The following is a 14550-nucleotide window of genomic DNA, read 5'->3' on the forward strand; positions in this document are numbered from 1 at the left end:
TATACGATTTTCCTACCTATCTCACTCGCGGGGCCCCCCGCCGCCCCCGCCCCCCCCCCCCCCCCCCCCCCCCCCCCCCCCCCCCCCCCCCCCCCCCCCCCCCCCCCCCCCCCGGGGGTGCCGGCCGAGGGTTCAGCGCTTGATGAGGTCGGTGACCTCCTCGGCGGCCTTCTTCATTGCGTCCTTGGGCTTTTCCTTGCCCACCAGGACGGCCTGGACCTGCTTGGCCACGGCCTCTTCGATCTGGGCGTTCTGTGCGAACTGCCAGAAGGGGCTGCCGGTGGCCGTGTCGGTGATCTTCTCGGTCCACTGGGTGGTGAAGGTGTCCTCGGCGACCTTCGGGTCGGACAGGCCCGCGGTGGTCGAGGGCGGCAGGGCGCGTTCGGTGAAGTACTGGGTGGTGGTGGCGCGGTCGGAGGTGGCGTGCAGGGCGAACTGTGTTGCCGCGTCCTGGCCCTTGCCCTTGACGATGGCGATCACGCCGCCCCACAGCAGTGCCTGGGGTTTGTCACCGGCGCGCAGCACCGGGCGCTTCATCGGCTGCATCGCGTCGGCCAGGGTCTTGTCCTTGGACTGGGCCGAGGTCACGCCCTTGCCGATGATGGCGTCGTCGTAGAAGGCGGCCTTGCCCTGTCCGAAGAGGGCGCGTGCGTCGAAGCGGTCCACGTCCGCGGCGATCAGTTTCTCGTCGTGCAGTTTCTTGTACCAGGTGACCGCGTCGACGGAGGCGTCGTCGCCGATGGTGACCTTGCTGCCCTCCAGCAGCGTGCAGCCGAAGGTCTGCATCCAGGGGAAGATGTCCTTGAGCTGGGCGACCTTGGTGGCCGCGGCGTAGGGCACGATGCCGCCGCCCAGTGCCTTCAGTTCCCGCAGTGCGCCCTCGAACTCCTCGATGGTGGTGGGGTGCTTCTTGATGCCGGCCTTCGCCAGGAGCTTGGAGTTGGCGATCACACCGATCGAGCCGGTGTTCCACGGCAGGCCGTATTGTTTGCCGTCGTACATGCCGCTGTCCAGTGCCACGTTGGTGTAGCCGCCCTTGAGGGCCACCGGGCTCAGGTCGGCGAGCTTGCCCATCTGTGCCACCGCGGCCAGCCAGGCGATGTCCAGGTGCACCGCGCCGGTGGTCTCCCCGCCGCCGAGCTTGAGGGTGAGCTGGCTCAGGTATTCGTTGTAGGGGTAGGAGACCGCGCGGATCCTGGAGCCCTCTGCCTTCTCCCATGCCTTGATGATCTTCTCGATCGAGGGCTTGGCGGCTTCCTCGTTGAGCGACCAGGAGGTGAAGTCGAAGTCCTTGGACTTCGTGTCGCCTCCGTTGGAGGAGGAGCTCGCGCCGGACGGCGCGCAGGCGCCGAGCACGCCGGCGCCTGCCACGCCGAGCGTGCCGAGGCCGAGCATGCGCAGCGCGCCGCGCCGGCTGATGCCAGAGGTGGTCATGGTGTCTCCATGGATGGGGGAGTGGGCGGAAAGGGGGGGCAAGCAGGTGGGGGGAGGGGTGCGGGGTGCGGGGCCCGCGGGCTTCAGCTCTTGACCGAGCCGGCGGTCATGCCGCCGACGAGGTAGCGCTGGAGGAACATGAAGGCGATGACCACCGGGACCGAGACGACCAGCGAGGCGGCCATCAGCTCGGGCCAGGCGGTCTGGAACTCGCCGATGTAGGTGGAGACCAGGCCGGGGGGCAGGGTCTGCTTCTCCTTGTCGGCCAGTGTCACGGCGAAGATGAAGTCGTTCCAGCCGCGCACGAAGGCGAACAGGCCGGCGGCGATCATCCCGGGCGCGGCCAGCGGCGCCACCACCGAGTGCAGCGTCCGCCACCGTGAGGCGCCGTCGATGGAGGCGGCCTCCAGCAGGGCGTCGGGGATGGTGTCGAAGATGCCCTTCAGCATCCACACGCACAGCGGCATCGTGAACGTGGTGAAGGACAGCACCAGGGCGGTGTACGTGTTCAGCAGCCCGAAGCTGGAGAACACCGCGTACAGCGTCACCAGCAGCAGTGCCTGGGGGAACATCTGGGAGGCCAGTACCAGGTGCATCAGCGAGCGCCGCCCCCGGTAGCGGAACTTGGAGAACGAATAACCCATGTACGTGGCGACCACTACGCTCAGCACGGCGGTGATCGAGGCCACGATCAGGGAGTTGACCAGGTATGTGATCAGCTGCTCGTTCTCGGCCAGGGCCGTGAAGTTGTCGAAGGTGATCTCGGTGGGGATCAGCCTGGGCGGGAACTGGAAGGTCTGCTCGGGGCTGCTCAGGGCGGTGGCCAGCAGCCAGTACACCGGCAGCATGCCGAACGCGCCGATCACCAGGACGGCGCTCCAGGCGGCGATCCGCGAACGCAGCAGGTCCTTGCGGATCCGGCGGCGCGAGGTGCGTCCGGCGGGGGCGGTGCGGGTGCGGTGCCGGCCGGTGTGCGACAGCGGGGTGGTGGAGGTGGTGGAGGTCATCGGGCGTCGCCCTTCCGCTCGGTGATCCGGATGTAGACGACGACCAGGAGCAGCAGGAGCAGCATCCACAGGCCGCCCAGGGCGGTCGCCCGGCCGATGTCGAAGCCCTTGAAGGCGGTCTGGTACACGGCGGTCGCGAAGGTCTCGGTGGAGCCGGCCGGGCCGCCGCCGGTGAGTACGTAGATGGTGTCGAAGTGCTGGAAGTTCCAGATGAACTCCAGCAGCAGCACGATCGAGGCGACCCCGCGCACCTGGGGCCAGGTCACGGCGAAGAAGCGCCGTACCGCGCCGGCGCCGTCCATCGCGGCCGCCTCGTGCAGTTCCCTGGGCACGGTCTGCAGGCCGGCCAGCAGCATCACCATCATCCAGGGGAAGCTCGCCCAGGTCTTGGTGATGATGACGGCGAGCATGGCGGTGCCGGGCTGGCCGAGCCAGGAGATCGACTCCTCGATGATCCCGGCCTTCATCAGGACGCCGTTGAGCACGCCGTAGTTCGCGTTGAAGATCCACATCCACAGGAAGGAGACCACCACCCCGGGGATCACCCACGGGAACAGGAACAGGCCGCGCAGGAAGCCGCTGCCCTTCAGGCCCGAGTTCAGCGCGAGGGCGAGCGCGAAGCCGATCACGAAGGGAAGGATCGTCGCGCCGACGGTGAAGACCATCGTCTGCTTGAGGATCGTGAGGAAGTCGCCGTCCAGCCAGTGCGTGAAGTTCTCCAGGCCGACGAACTCACGGCCCGGAAGCCGCAGGTCCTGCTTGAAGAAACCCGTGAAGAGCGCCGATATCAGCGGATAGATGATGATCGTCGCGAACAGGGCGAGTCCCGGTGCGGTCAGCAGCAGTGCGAACGCGCCGTTGGAGAGCCGCCCGCCGGAGCGCCCGCGGCGCTCGGCGGCTGTGCGGGGGGGTGCGGCCTTGTGAGGAGGTGCGGCCGTACTCATGGATGTGTCCTCTCGAACGGTGCGGGAGCGGTGGTGCGGGGCATGGCACGACGGGCCGCGCGCGGGAGGGCGGGCGCGGCGCGGCCGGGCGCGGGCGCGGAAGCGCCCCGTCCCCTGTCCCGGCCGGGTCCCTGTGTGAAGGCCATGCATGCTCCATTGAACGCAAGTTGCAGCATGCGGGATCGTTCTCCATATCGCGCGACGGCGTCAACCCTTCTGGCTGGCGAAACGCCGGTTCCATAGCAGGACGGCGGCATCGCCGAACAGGTCGAATCCAGCCGTCGGCCCACGGCGACGGCATTGTCGACTGCGCCGGAAATCTACAGCACATCCCACTAGCTGGATAGTGGTTGCACAATATGCATGTGATGTACGTTCAAGGCGCTCCGTTACGCCGGAGAGTACCCGAGCTTCACACCAAGGAGGCCGCCCCGTGCGGGAAGAAGACGCCCACTACGACATCGCCGTCATCGGCGGCGGCCTGGCCGGCACCTGCGCGGCCATCGCGGCCGCCCGCCTCGGCCGACGCGTCGCCCTGGTCAACAACCGGCCCGTCCTGGGCGGCAACGCCAGCAGCGAGATCCGCGTCTGGGTCTGCGGCGCCACCGCACACGGCGTCCACCGCTGGGCCCGCGAGACCGGCATCATGGGCGAGCTGTACACCGAGAACCAGTACCGCAACCCCGAAGGCAACCCCTACTACTGGGACCAGGTCGTCCTCGACGCCGTACACGCCGAACCCAACATCGACCTCTACCTCAACACCGACGTACGGGAAGCCCACGCCACCGGCCCCGACGACGCACGCCGGATCCACTCCTGCACCGGCTGGATGATGGGCTCCGAACGCCGCATCACCTTCCACGCCCGGCAGTTCCTCGACTGCACCGGCGACGGCCTCCTCGGCCACCTCGCCGGCGCCCACCACCGCATCGGCCGCGAGGCACGAACCGAATTCGGCGAACCCTGGGCCCCCGAGGAAGCCGACGGAGCCCTCCTCGGCTCCACCATCCTCTTCCACACCAAGGACACCGGCCGCCCCGTCAAATTCGTCCCCCCCGCCTACGCCCGCGACCTCACCACCACCCCCATCCTGCGCAACCGCGTCCTGCGCACCGGCGACAACGGCTGCGACTACTGGTGGATCGAATGGGGCGGCGAACTCGACACCGTCCACGACAACGAACGCATCCGCGACGAACTCCAGGCCGTCATCATGGGCATCTGGGACCACATCAAGAACTCCGGCCAGTTCCCCGACGCCGAGAACCTCACCCTCGAATGGGTCGGCAGCCTCCCCGGCAAACGCGAATACCGCCGCTTCCTCGGCGACCACGTCCTCACCCAGCAGGACATCCTCGAACAACGCCAGTTCACCGACCGCGTCGCCTTCGGCGGCTGGTCCGTCGACCTCCACCCCGCCCAGGGCATGTACGCCGACGAACCCGGCGCCCGCCAGCGCTACGCCGACGGCATCTTCCACATACCCCTGCGCTGCCTGTACTCCGCCAACGTCACCAACCTCCTGTTCGCCGGACGCAACATCTCCGCCACCCACATCGCCTTCGGCGCCACCCGCGTCATGGCCACCTGCGCCACCCTCGGCGAAGCCGCCGGCACCGCCGCAGCCCTGTGCACCGCCCAGAACCTCACCCCCCGCGAACTGGCCACCCAACACCCCGACCTGGTCCGCCGCACCCTCCTGCGCCAGGACGCCTCCGTCATCGGCCTCGCCGACGACGACCCCGACAACCTCGCCCGCACCGCCCGCGTCAGCGCCTCATCGCACCAAAACCGCCTGGCCGCCCAACCCGCACCCACCACCCCCGGCGAGCCCTGCCCCCTCACCCGCGACCTCGCCCTGCTCCTCCCGGTGGACCCCGCACTCGACACGGTCGACCTGCTCGTCCACGGCGCCCCCGGCCAGGCCCGCGAACTGACCGTGGAACTGTGGAGCACCGGCCGCCCCGAGAACGCCGTGCCCACCGACCACCTGCTCACCACCACCGTGACCGCACCGGCCGACGGCCCCCACTGGGTCACCGCCCGCCTCGACCACCACCCCGACACCCCCCACAACGCCGTCCTGATCGTCCGCGCCTGCCCGGACACCGCCCTGGTCCTGCTCCCCGAACGCACCGACGGCGTCCTCGCCCTGCGCAGCAAGGCCGAAGGAGACGCAGCCGTCGACCACGACATCCCCGAGGAGGACGGCCAGCTCGTCCTGGAATGGCAGGCCCGCGGCCTGCGCCGCCACACCTTCGCCTTCCGCGCCGCCCCCGACACCACCGCCTTCCTGCCCCAGCGGGCCGTCGGCGGATACCAGCGCCCCTACAAGGGCCCCCAGATGTGGTCCTCCGCCCCCCTGCCCGACCCCGGCCGGGCCGAACAGTGGCTGCTCCTGGAATGGGACCACCAGCAGCAGCTCACCGAGACACGCGTGGTCTTCGACGACGACGTCGACGAATACCTCAACAACCTGCACCGCCACCGCACCCCGTTCGAGATCATGCCGGAACTGGTCCGCGACTACCGCATCCAGAGCCGCGAGCCCGACGGCACCTGGCACACCCTGCTCACCGTGACCGGCAACCGCCGCCGCCACCGCGTGCACCACCTCGAAGGCACCGACGGCAACCCCGTGCGCACCGACGCGCTGCGCCTGGTCGTGGACGCCACCCACGGGGCACGGCACGCCCACGTGATCGCGTTCAAGGCCTACGGCGCGTAACGGGCAGACGGAAAAGAAAGAAGGGGGGGAAGGCCGCAGGGCCTTCCCCCCCTTCTGCGAAGCGCGCGGGGCAGGGGCGGATCAGAGGGCGCCGAGCGCCTGGCTGATGACGTCGGCGGCCTCGATGACCTCACGGGTCAGGGCCGGCCGCTGCCCCTCGGCCTCGTCCCGGCCGCCCAGCAGGGAGGTGGGCCCCCACAGGGAGATCGCGGCGACGACCTCGCCCGAGGCGTCCCGGACCGGCGCGGCGAGCGAAGCACGCCCCAGGGCACGCTCCTCGGCCTCCACGGCATACCCGGTGCGCCGCACGGTGTCGATCTCGCCGTCCAGGAGGTCATGGCTGGTGGTCGTGTACTCGGTGTGCGCCGCCAGCGGCTCGGGAAGCAGCCTGCGGCGCTCCTTGGGCGCCAGCCCGGTCAGCAGGCACTTGCCGATGCCGGTGGCGTGCAGCGGGGCGCTGTGCCCGGCCTGCGTGTACGACTTCGGGGCACGGGTCCCCTCGAAGTTGCACAGGAACATCAGCTCGGTGCCGCGGCGGATGGCGACGTTCGCCCCCAGCCCGGTGCGGCCGGCGAGGTCCTGGAGGACCATACGGGCGGCCCGGTGGACGGGATGGCGGTTCAGGGCGGTGGCGGCGAGCGGAAGCATCCCGAGGCTGAGCCGGTAGAGATTGCTGACCGGATCGCGCTCGACCATGTCCAGGCGCTCAAGGGTGGACAGGAGCCGGGACGTGGTGGAGGAGCCCAGCCCGGTCAGCTCGGCGACATCGGAGACACGCAGTTCAGCACGGCCGGAGTCGAGTGCGCGCAGCACCGAGACCGCTCGTTCGACACTCTGGTTCGTACCGGCGTCGGCCGACCGAGTAACCATGACCCTCCTCATTTTGCAAATCGCTTGCACAATCTGCATCAGCATACCGTGCCGGTCCCGCACCGTTCCTGAAAACCACCGACCCGCAGCCGGAACAAATACCGCCCCCGCCCCCCGCCCACAAGCCCCCCACCACCGCACACCCCACCGACACCACCGGCACACAACACCCCCGCCCCACAGGCCCGGACCCCGCCACGGAACACCCCTTCACCCCCACCCCTCACCCCCGCCCCCCGAACACCTCCACGAGCCGGTCGAACAGAACACCCGCACAAGGATGGGGATCACGACGCGGCATCAGCACATGGACACCCCGCCTCGGAGGATCCACGAGCGCCACCGCCACGACATCCGCCCGCAGCGCACCGGCCAGCACCCCCGGCACCAGCGCGATGGCATGACCCGTCGCCACCAGAGCCAGCTTGCCGGGCAGATCCGCCGCCGCGAGATCGATCCGGACCCCCACCCCCGCACGGGCCGCATGCCGGCGCAACAACGCCGCCGAACCGTCGTTGTCCTCGGCCCAGACCTCCCCGGCCAGCGCCCGCACGTCCACCGGACCCCGCCCGGCCAGCGGATGCCCCACGGGCAGCACCACGACCATCTCGTCCAGCCCGAGCAGCCGGCGCTCCACCCGCACATCCCGCACCAGCCCCGGCGGCGCATCGGTGACCACGGCGACATCCAGATCACCGGCCACCACCCGCTCGTGCAACTGCGCACTCAGCCCGGGCAGCAGACTCCACCGGACGGCCCTGGACTCCAGCAGCCCCCCGATGGCCTGCGGCACGATCCCCGCCGCCAGCGAAGGCGTCGCACCCACGGCCAGCAGCCGGCCGGACACCCCCTCCCGCACATCACGCACCGCCCGCACCGCCCGCTCCGCCTCATTGAGCACCACCAGGGCATGACGACAGAACACCTCACCGGCCGCAGTGGGACGCACCCCGCGCGCATGACGCTCCACCAGCACCACACCGAGCCGCTGCTCCAGCCCCGCGATCTGCCGGGAGACCGCCGACTGCGTGTGATGGAGCTCGGCCGCCGCCGCCGACAGCGACCCCAGCCGGCACACACTCACAAAAGTCCGCCACACCGTCAGATCCACCACGCCAGTATGCCCACCAGCCATGCGAGTTGCGCATGCCGGCCCTGCGAAACCCGCGCTTGTCGCAGCCCCACCGGTGCACGACCCTGACACCCATGACCACACCGCACACCGTCGCCGTCCTGGGCCTGGGCCGCATGGGCAACGCCCTCGCCACCCGCCTGACCGCCCGGGGCCACGACGTCATCGGCTGGACCCGCTCCGGAAAAAACCCGGCCGCACACCGCACGGCCGGCGACCCGAACGACGCCGTCGCCGAAGCCGGCCTCGTACTCCTGGCCCTCTTCGACGGCCCGGCCTGCCGACACGTCCTCGACACCGTCCGCCACTCACTGCGCCCGGACACCATCGTGCTGAACACCAGCACCATCGCCCCCGCCGAAGCAGCCGAACTGGCCCTGCGGACAGGCCCCTCCTACATCCACGCCCCCGTACTCGGCTCCGTACCGGCCGCCACCGCCGGCACCCTGCACCTCCTCACCGCAGCCCCCCAGGACACCCTCGACCGGGCCCGGCCGGTCCTGGAAACCCTCGGCACCCCCCTGCGCGTCGACGACGCCCGCACCGCCGCCGCACTCAAACTGATCGCCAACAACAGCCTCGCCGGCGCGGTTTTGGCACTGCGCGACTCACTGCGCCAGGCCGACGCCCTCGGCCTGCCCCGCAACCAGGTACTGGACATCCTCGAACTCGGCCGGCTCGGCGCACTGGCCGGCCCCAAACGACCCCTCCTCACCGGCGAACCGGCCACCACCCCCGCCGAGTTCACCATCGGCGCACTGACCAAGGACATGAACCTGCTGGCCGCCGCCTCGAACACCCCCCTGCGCAGCGCGGCCGGCCTCGCCCACACCCCCGCCGACCCCGAAGCCGACATCGCCGCCGCAGCCACGGCCCCCGCCGCACCCGCCGCCGTGCTCGAACCCCTGCACGCCTACATCCGCACCCACGCCACCGGCGACCCCGCCCACCTCCACGACGCGTTCCTGCCCACCGCCCGCATCGAGGGAATCCGCGACGGCGCCTTCGTCTCCTGGCCCCTGAAGGACTACCGCACCCTCTTCCCCGGCCACCCCGCCCCCGACGAACCGGCCCGCACCCGCCGCATCGACACCCTCGACGTCCACGGCACCGTCGCCACCGCCACCATGACCCTCTCGCACGGAACGGACACCTTCACCGACATCTTCCTGCTGGTCCGCACCGACAACGGCTGGCGCATCGCCAACAAGGCATACCACCGCAGCCCCTGACGGAACCTCACACCGCCTCCGCCACGCGGCTCACACACCCCCGCGCGCCCTGCCGTGCACCGCGTCCAGCGCCAGGGACAACAGCCGGCGCGCCTGCCCGGCATCCTCGTCACCGGCCGTGGACAACGCGATCCCCACGACGAGCCGCACCAGGTCCCCGGCCGTCAGATCCGCACGGGCACTGCCGGTCTGCTGCGCCCGGCCCAGCAGACCGGCCGCCGCCTCCAGGATCGGCCGGTGACAGTCGAGATCCGGCGCGCCGGACCCGTCGAGCAACAGCACACTGCCCATCCCCTGATGGGCACGGGCATGGGACAAGAACGCCTCCAGCCACTGCTCCAGGGCCTCGTCGGCACTGCCCGAGGCACCCAGCCGCTCCGCCCGTGCGCACAGCACCCCGACCCGGTCCCGCAGCACCGCGGTCAGCAGGGCCTGACGGTTCGGGAAATGCCGGTACAGGGTTCCCGGCCCCACACCGGCCCGGCGGGCGATCTCGTTGAGGGAGGCCCCCGGGCCGTTTGCGGCGAACACCTCGTACGCGGCGGCCACCAGGCGCTCCCGGTTCAGGAGCGCGTCCGTGCGCCTCGCGGATCGGGCGCCGCCCTGTCCCGTCGTCATCGCCCCGCCTTCCGGTCCACACCCCCGCTGGCCATGCGGAGAGGTTCTCCGTATCGTAGCGGGCGCCAACCGGAGAACCTCTCCGGTACGGATGGGGGGACACCCATGCCCAACAGCACACCACCGGCACTCGGCCGAACCGGAATCTGGACCTTCGCCTACGAACGGCACCCCGCCACCCTGGTACGGGAATCAGCCGCCGAGATCGAGGAACTGGGCTACGGAGCCCTCTGGTACGGAGAGGCCTTCGGCCGCGACACCGTGGGACAGGCCTGGCTGCTGCTCTCGGCGACCCGCCGCATCACCGTCGCATCCGGCATCGCGAACATCGCCTTCCGCGAACCCGTGACCACCGCCGCCGCGACCCGCACCCTCGGCGAGGCATTCCCCAAACGCTACGTCCTGGGCCTGGGCGGACACCGCGTCGACGACACCGTCCACACCGTGGACGGCTACCCCGTACCGGCCCGCGGCAGAGCCGTGACCACCATGCGCTCCTACCTCGAAGCCATGGACGCCTCACCCGCCCACGGCCCCGACCCGGACCCGGCCCCGCCCCGCCTCCTGGCCGCCCTGGGCCCGAGAATGCTGAAACTGGCCGCCGAACGCACCTGGGGCGCACACACCTACTTCGTACCCGTCGAACACACCGCACGGGCACGCCGGATCATGGGCCCCCACGCCTGCCTCGCGGTCGAACAGGCCGTCGTGCTCGACCACGACCCCGACCGGGCCCGGGAAGTGGCCACCGCACACGTCGCCGGATACCTGGCGGCCCCGCACCAGCAGGCGAACATACGCCGGCTCGGCTTCGGGGACCAGGACATCACCGGCGGCCCGAGCCGCCGCCTGGTGGACGCGATCGTCGCCCACGGGGACACCGAAACCATCCACCGACGCGTACAGCAACACCTGCAGGCCGGAGCCGACCACGTCTGCCTGCAGGTACTGACCGCCGACCCGACCGGACTGCCCCGACGAGAATGGCGCGAACTCGCCCCCGCCCTCACACCCCGCCCGGCCACCAGAAACGAACGACACCGCCCCCTTCCGGCCGGTGGCGGACCGGACACCGCCGGGGCAGGCTCACACCCATGACCTCATCAGTGATACAGAACGTGGCGATCGACTGCGCCGACGCCCACGAACTGGCCCTGTTCTGGAGCCGCGTACTCGACAGCCCCCTGCACCCGGAAGCCGAACCCGGCACCCCGGAAACAGCGGTGATGCCGCCCCAGGGCCCGCTGCTGTACTTCAACCAGGTACCGGAACCCAAAACCGCCAAGAACAGAATCCACCTGTGCCTGCGCCCGGAGACCTCGCGCGAAAAGGAGGTCGAGCGCCTCCTCGGCCTCGGCGCCACCCTCGTCACCGACCGCCGGGAACCCGACGGCACGGGCTGGGCCGTCCTCGCGGACCCCGAGGGCAACGAGTTCTGCGTCCTGCGCAGCGCCGCCGAACGCGCCGCGACATCCGCGCCCGCGGGCTGAGCACGCGGGCGCGGGCCGGGGGAAAGCCGGGTGGCTGCGGGGTCAACTCCCTGGGCGGGGCGGCCCGGTCGTGGTCGGGTTCCCCGGCCGGGCGGGCGACCGGGCCGCCGGGAAGGCGGTGACGGGACCGGCCGGCCGGGGAGCGGGGGGCTGGAGTCCGGGCGGCGGGCCTAAGGGCTGTCCCGTAATCCCCGGCGGGCGCACGACGACACCTACTTCCCCAAGCTCTCGGCTGCGCTCGAGCAGGGGAGACCCCACTCCTCGCTGCGTTGTCGGAACGTCCGAATACATCCAGTATGCGGACGCCCCTCCGCCTTGCGATGCACCGCATCTGACGCCGTGCGCTGATCCACCGGGGACTACGGGACGGCCCTTAGCCGGTGACGAGCGCGACCAGGAAGCCGTCGTAGCCCTTGGATCCGACGGTCTGGAGCGCGGTGGCCTCCAGGCGGGGGTCGGCGCCGACCAGTTCGGCGAAACGGCGCACGCCGTCCACCCGCGCGTCACCGGTGTCCGGGGAGACCACCGCGCCGTCGCGCACGACGTTGTCCCCGACGATGAGGCTGCCGGGCCGGGTCAGACGCAGGGCCCACTCCAGGTACTCCGGGTTGGACGGCTTGTCGGCGTCGATGAAGACCAGGTCGAACGGCTCCGTCCCCCGCTCCCGCATCTCCTGCGCCAGCTGCGGCAGGGTCTCCGCGGCCCGCCCCTCGCGCACGTCGACCACATGGCCGAGCCGGGCACGGGCGATGCTCGCGGCAGCGGTCGCCGCACACACCGGGTCCGCCTCCAGCGTCACCAGGCGCCCGCCCTCGGGGAGCGCGCGGGCCAGCCAGATGGTGCTGTACCCGCCGAGCGTCCCGATCTCCAGCACCCGGCGGGCGCCCCCGAGCCGGGCCAGCAGGTGGAGCAGCTTGCCCTGGTTGGGGGCCACCTCGTGCGCGGGAAGACCTGCGGCGACGGAGCTCTCGCGGGCGGCGGTCAGCGCCTCGTCCTCCTCCACCAGATGCCCGTTGAAGTAGGTGTCGACAGCCGACCAGGTATCCTGCGACATAGTGAGTTCCTTTTCGATACTTACTGCCTGACCAGTGCGAACACTACACTTCCCGGGGTCGCGGCGAACTTGTGGGCAACCGCGGCAGCCCGCATGCGGCCGTCAGGCGGGCGCCGGGGCGGGGACCTTGCGGGCGCTGCCGGTCTCGCGGAGGAACAGCAGGCCGGTGAGCGCGACCAGTGCCGAGGTCAGGCCGTGAATGCCGAACGCGGCGGCGGTGGAACCGTGGTGGGCCAGGACGTTGATCATGTCGCCGAACGGGGCGACGGCCTCCATCAGCAGGACCCAGCCCAGGGCGCGGCGGTGGCCCGTCACCAGCAGGGCGCCGATGACCAGGCCCATCGACAATTCACGGATGCCCTTCATGACGAGGAAGCCGCCGCCGTCGCCTTCGGGCCAGCTCGGCAGGCCGACACCGGGAGCGGATGCCCCGGGGGTCAGGATGAAGGACAGCCCGAGGTAGAGGACGAACAGGGTGCAGGCGATGGCCAGGGCGTTGTTGGCGTTCTTCAGCGACATGGTGCTTCTCCTTCGGAGTTCGGGGGCGGGTCCTCCGGCGGACCCGGCGACCCGGCATGGTGCGGATGCGTGACTGCCCGGGGGAGGGGGGCAGGGCTTCTTGGGCTGCGGCTGCCGCGCTCCGGGTGCGCGCCGGCTGCCGGGCGGATGGGCCCGTGGCCTCAGAGGAGGGCGGTGACCAGCAGGGCGAAGGCGGCGACGAGGACGGCGACGCGGACGTAGTGCCGGCGCTCCCAGCGGTTCACCTGCTCCTTCCAGTCCTCGGGCCGGTTCTCGGGGGTCCAGGTCTTGTTCCGGTTGTTGATCGGGACGAGCAGCAGGACCGACATGGCCACGCTCAGGAGCAGAAGCGCGCCGGCGGTGACGAGGAGACCGGTGCCGGGGTGGTGCCACCCGGTACCGGCCCGGATGCCGACGAGGGCGAGCGAGCCGATGTACCAGAACGGCATCACGGCGCCGAGCATCCGCCCCCCGTGGGCATGGCCGAGCTGGCGGCTGTCCTCCGGGAGGGCGTTGAGGATCGGGCCGATGACGAAGGCGACGGAGAACTCCACCCCCACCATCACGCCGACTGTCACGGTGGTGACGATCTCGAGCGCATCGAGCATGGTGATCCTCCCGGGATCTAGCGTTGCTAGCCAGTGAGTCAACGCTAGTACTGCTGCCGCTCGTATGTCTAGCGGTGCTAGGATCGGATCATGTCGGTACAGGAACGCAAGCGGCGCGAACGAGCCGAGCGCGAACGCCTCATCGTGGCGACGGCCCGCGAACTCGCCGAGCAACAGGGCTGGGACGCGGTCACCACCCGCCGCCTCGCCGAACGCATCGAATACAGCCAGCCCGTCCTCTACAGCCACTTCCGTGGCAAACGCGAGATCATCGGCGCCGTCGCCCTCCAGGGCGCCACCGAAATGGCCGCAGAAGTACGGGCCGCAACCGCCGCCGCGGACGGCCCCCGCGAGCGGGTCACCGCCCTCGCCCGCACCTACCTCGACTTCGCCGCACGCAACCCGGCGGTCTACGACGCCCTCTTCCAACTCGACGGCGGCCTCGCATACGCACAGGAAGAAACCCCGGAACCCCTCAAGGACGCCTTCGCCGCCCTGCAGGAGTCCCTCGAAGGAGCCGCCGGCAACGGCACCGCCCCAGGACTGTTCACCGAGGTGTTCTGGGCATCCCTCCACGGAGTGGCGACCCTGACCCGATCGGGACGACTGCCCCCGGAAGACACCGAACAGAGAGTGCAACTACTGGTGGACCGACTCGCCATGACCTGACACACCCCGCCCGACAGAACACTGTTCCGATCGGAACACAAAAGCCTTCGACGCCAAAGCCGCTTGAAACGGCGCCCTCGGGCGAGGAAGGGTCTGTGACCATGGAGTACTTCTGCTACCACCGAGACCGGCCGGACTCCCGCGCACTGCGCGAGGAACTGCTGGAGAGGCACTGGTCCTACATGGACCGGTACGCCAAGGAACTGATCGCCCGGGGCCCGACCTTCGCCGACGACGGTGAG

Annotated in this window: 15 protein-coding genes; 6 read left to right on the forward strand and 9 right to left on the reverse strand. The window is 70.6% G+C overall.

Annotated elements, in window-relative coordinates; all coding sequences use genetic code 11:
* Positions 1–132: 132 nt before the first annotated feature.
* The 3 genes from ACFYW1_RS17990 to ACFYW1_RS18000 form a co-directional block, all read right to left on the reverse strand.
* Positions 133–1434: an extracellular solute-binding protein gene (locus ACFYW1_RS17990; RefSeq protein WP_388993337.1), complete on the reverse strand. Its 1302-nt coding sequence runs from the start codon at positions 1432–1434 to the stop codon at positions 133–135.
* Positions 1435–1517: 83 nt separating this feature from the next.
* Positions 1518–2441 (reverse strand): carbohydrate ABC transporter permease, encoded by a 924-nt coding sequence (locus ACFYW1_RS17995; protein ID WP_388993340.1) that lies wholly within the window; start codon positions 2439–2441, stop codon positions 1518–1520.
* Positions 2438–3385, reverse strand: coding sequence for a carbohydrate ABC transporter permease (locus tag ACFYW1_RS18000; protein ID WP_388993343.1), 948 nt, complete (start codon positions 3383–3385; stop codon positions 2438–2440). The genes ACFYW1_RS17995 and ACFYW1_RS18000 overlap by 4 nt, the downstream gene beginning before the upstream one ends.
* Before the next feature lie 433 nt (positions 3386–3818).
* Here ACFYW1_RS18000 and ACFYW1_RS18005 point away from each other — a divergent pair, with 433 nt between their 5' ends.
* Entirely contained in the window at positions 3819–6116 is a 2298-nt protein-coding gene (locus ACFYW1_RS18005; protein WP_388993349.1) for an FAD-dependent oxidoreductase, read from the forward strand.
* A gap of 81 nt (positions 6117–6197) precedes the next feature.
* Here the strand turns inward: ACFYW1_RS18005 and ACFYW1_RS18010 are convergent, their stop codons facing one another.
* Together ACFYW1_RS18010 and ACFYW1_RS18015 are read right to left on the reverse strand one after the other, a co-directional pair.
* Entirely contained in the window at positions 6198–6986 is a 789-nt protein-coding gene (locus ACFYW1_RS18010) for an IclR family transcriptional regulator (RefSeq protein WP_388993352.1), read from the reverse strand.
* Between the two features lie 223 nt (positions 6987–7209).
* Complete coding sequence (locus ACFYW1_RS18015; protein ID WP_388993355.1) at positions 7210–8097, reverse strand: LysR family transcriptional regulator; 888 nt, start codon at positions 8095–8097, stop codon at positions 7210–7212.
* A gap of 95 nt (positions 8098–8192) precedes the next feature.
* On the opposite strand from ACFYW1_RS18015, the gene ACFYW1_RS18020 reads away from it, so the two are divergent.
* Positions 8193–9350 carry a nuclear transport factor 2 family protein gene (locus ACFYW1_RS18020; protein ID WP_388993358.1) on the forward strand — a complete coding sequence of 386 codons (1158 nt, stop codon included), beginning with the start codon at positions 8193–8195 and terminating at the stop codon, positions 9348–9350.
* 30 nt (positions 9351–9380) lie between these two features.
* Here ACFYW1_RS18020 and ACFYW1_RS18025 read toward each other — a convergent pair whose 3' ends face one another.
* Entirely contained in the window at positions 9381–9968 is a 588-nt protein-coding gene (locus ACFYW1_RS18025) for a TetR/AcrR family transcriptional regulator (protein ID WP_388993361.1), read from the reverse strand.
* A 105-nt stretch (positions 9969–10073) separates the two neighbouring features.
* On the opposite strand from ACFYW1_RS18025, the gene ACFYW1_RS18030 reads away from it, so the two are divergent.
* A complete protein-coding gene (locus ACFYW1_RS18030) occupies positions 10074–11066 on the forward strand; it encodes a TIGR03620 family F420-dependent LLM class oxidoreductase (RefSeq protein WP_388993364.1) in 993 nt (330 codons plus the stop codon).
* Positions 11063–11458: a VOC family protein gene (locus ACFYW1_RS18035; RefSeq protein WP_388993367.1), complete on the forward strand. Its 396-nt coding sequence runs from the start codon at positions 11063–11065 to the stop codon at positions 11456–11458. The genes ACFYW1_RS18030 and ACFYW1_RS18035 overlap by 4 nt, the downstream gene beginning before the upstream one ends.
* A 373-nt stretch (positions 11459–11831) precedes the next feature.
* Here the strand turns inward: ACFYW1_RS18035 and ACFYW1_RS18040 are convergent, their stop codons facing one another.
* The 3 genes from ACFYW1_RS18040 to ACFYW1_RS18050 form a co-directional block, all read right to left on the reverse strand.
* A complete protein-coding gene (locus ACFYW1_RS18040; protein WP_388993369.1) occupies positions 11832–12512 on the reverse strand; it encodes an O-methyltransferase in 681 nt (226 codons plus the stop codon).
* A gap of 102 nt (positions 12513–12614) precedes the next feature.
* Positions 12615–13031, reverse strand: a complete 417-nt coding sequence (locus ACFYW1_RS18045) for a DUF4267 domain-containing protein (RefSeq protein ID WP_388993372.1) — start codon at positions 13029–13031, stop codon at positions 12615–12617.
* A gap of 161 nt (positions 13032–13192) precedes the next feature.
* A complete protein-coding gene (locus ACFYW1_RS18050; RefSeq protein ID WP_388993375.1) occupies positions 13193–13639 on the reverse strand; it encodes an anthrone oxygenase family protein in 447 nt (148 codons plus the stop codon).
* A 90-nt stretch (positions 13640–13729) separates the two neighbouring features.
* On the opposite strand from ACFYW1_RS18050, the gene ACFYW1_RS18055 reads away from it, so the two are divergent.
* Complete coding sequence (locus ACFYW1_RS18055; RefSeq protein ID WP_388993378.1) at positions 13730–14308, forward strand: TetR/AcrR family transcriptional regulator; 579 nt, start codon at positions 13730–13732, stop codon at positions 14306–14308.
* 101 nt (positions 14309–14409) lie between these two features.
* The coding region (locus tag ACFYW1_RS18060) for a YciI family protein (protein ID WP_388993402.1) at positions 14410–14550 on the forward strand (141 nt) is incomplete at its 3' end.

Origin of the sequence: Streptomyces sp. NPDC002669 (assembly GCF_042889165.1) — a bacterium.
In the GTDB taxonomy this organism is placed as follows: domain Bacteria; phylum Actinomycetota; class Actinomycetes; order Streptomycetales; family Streptomycetaceae; genus Streptomyces.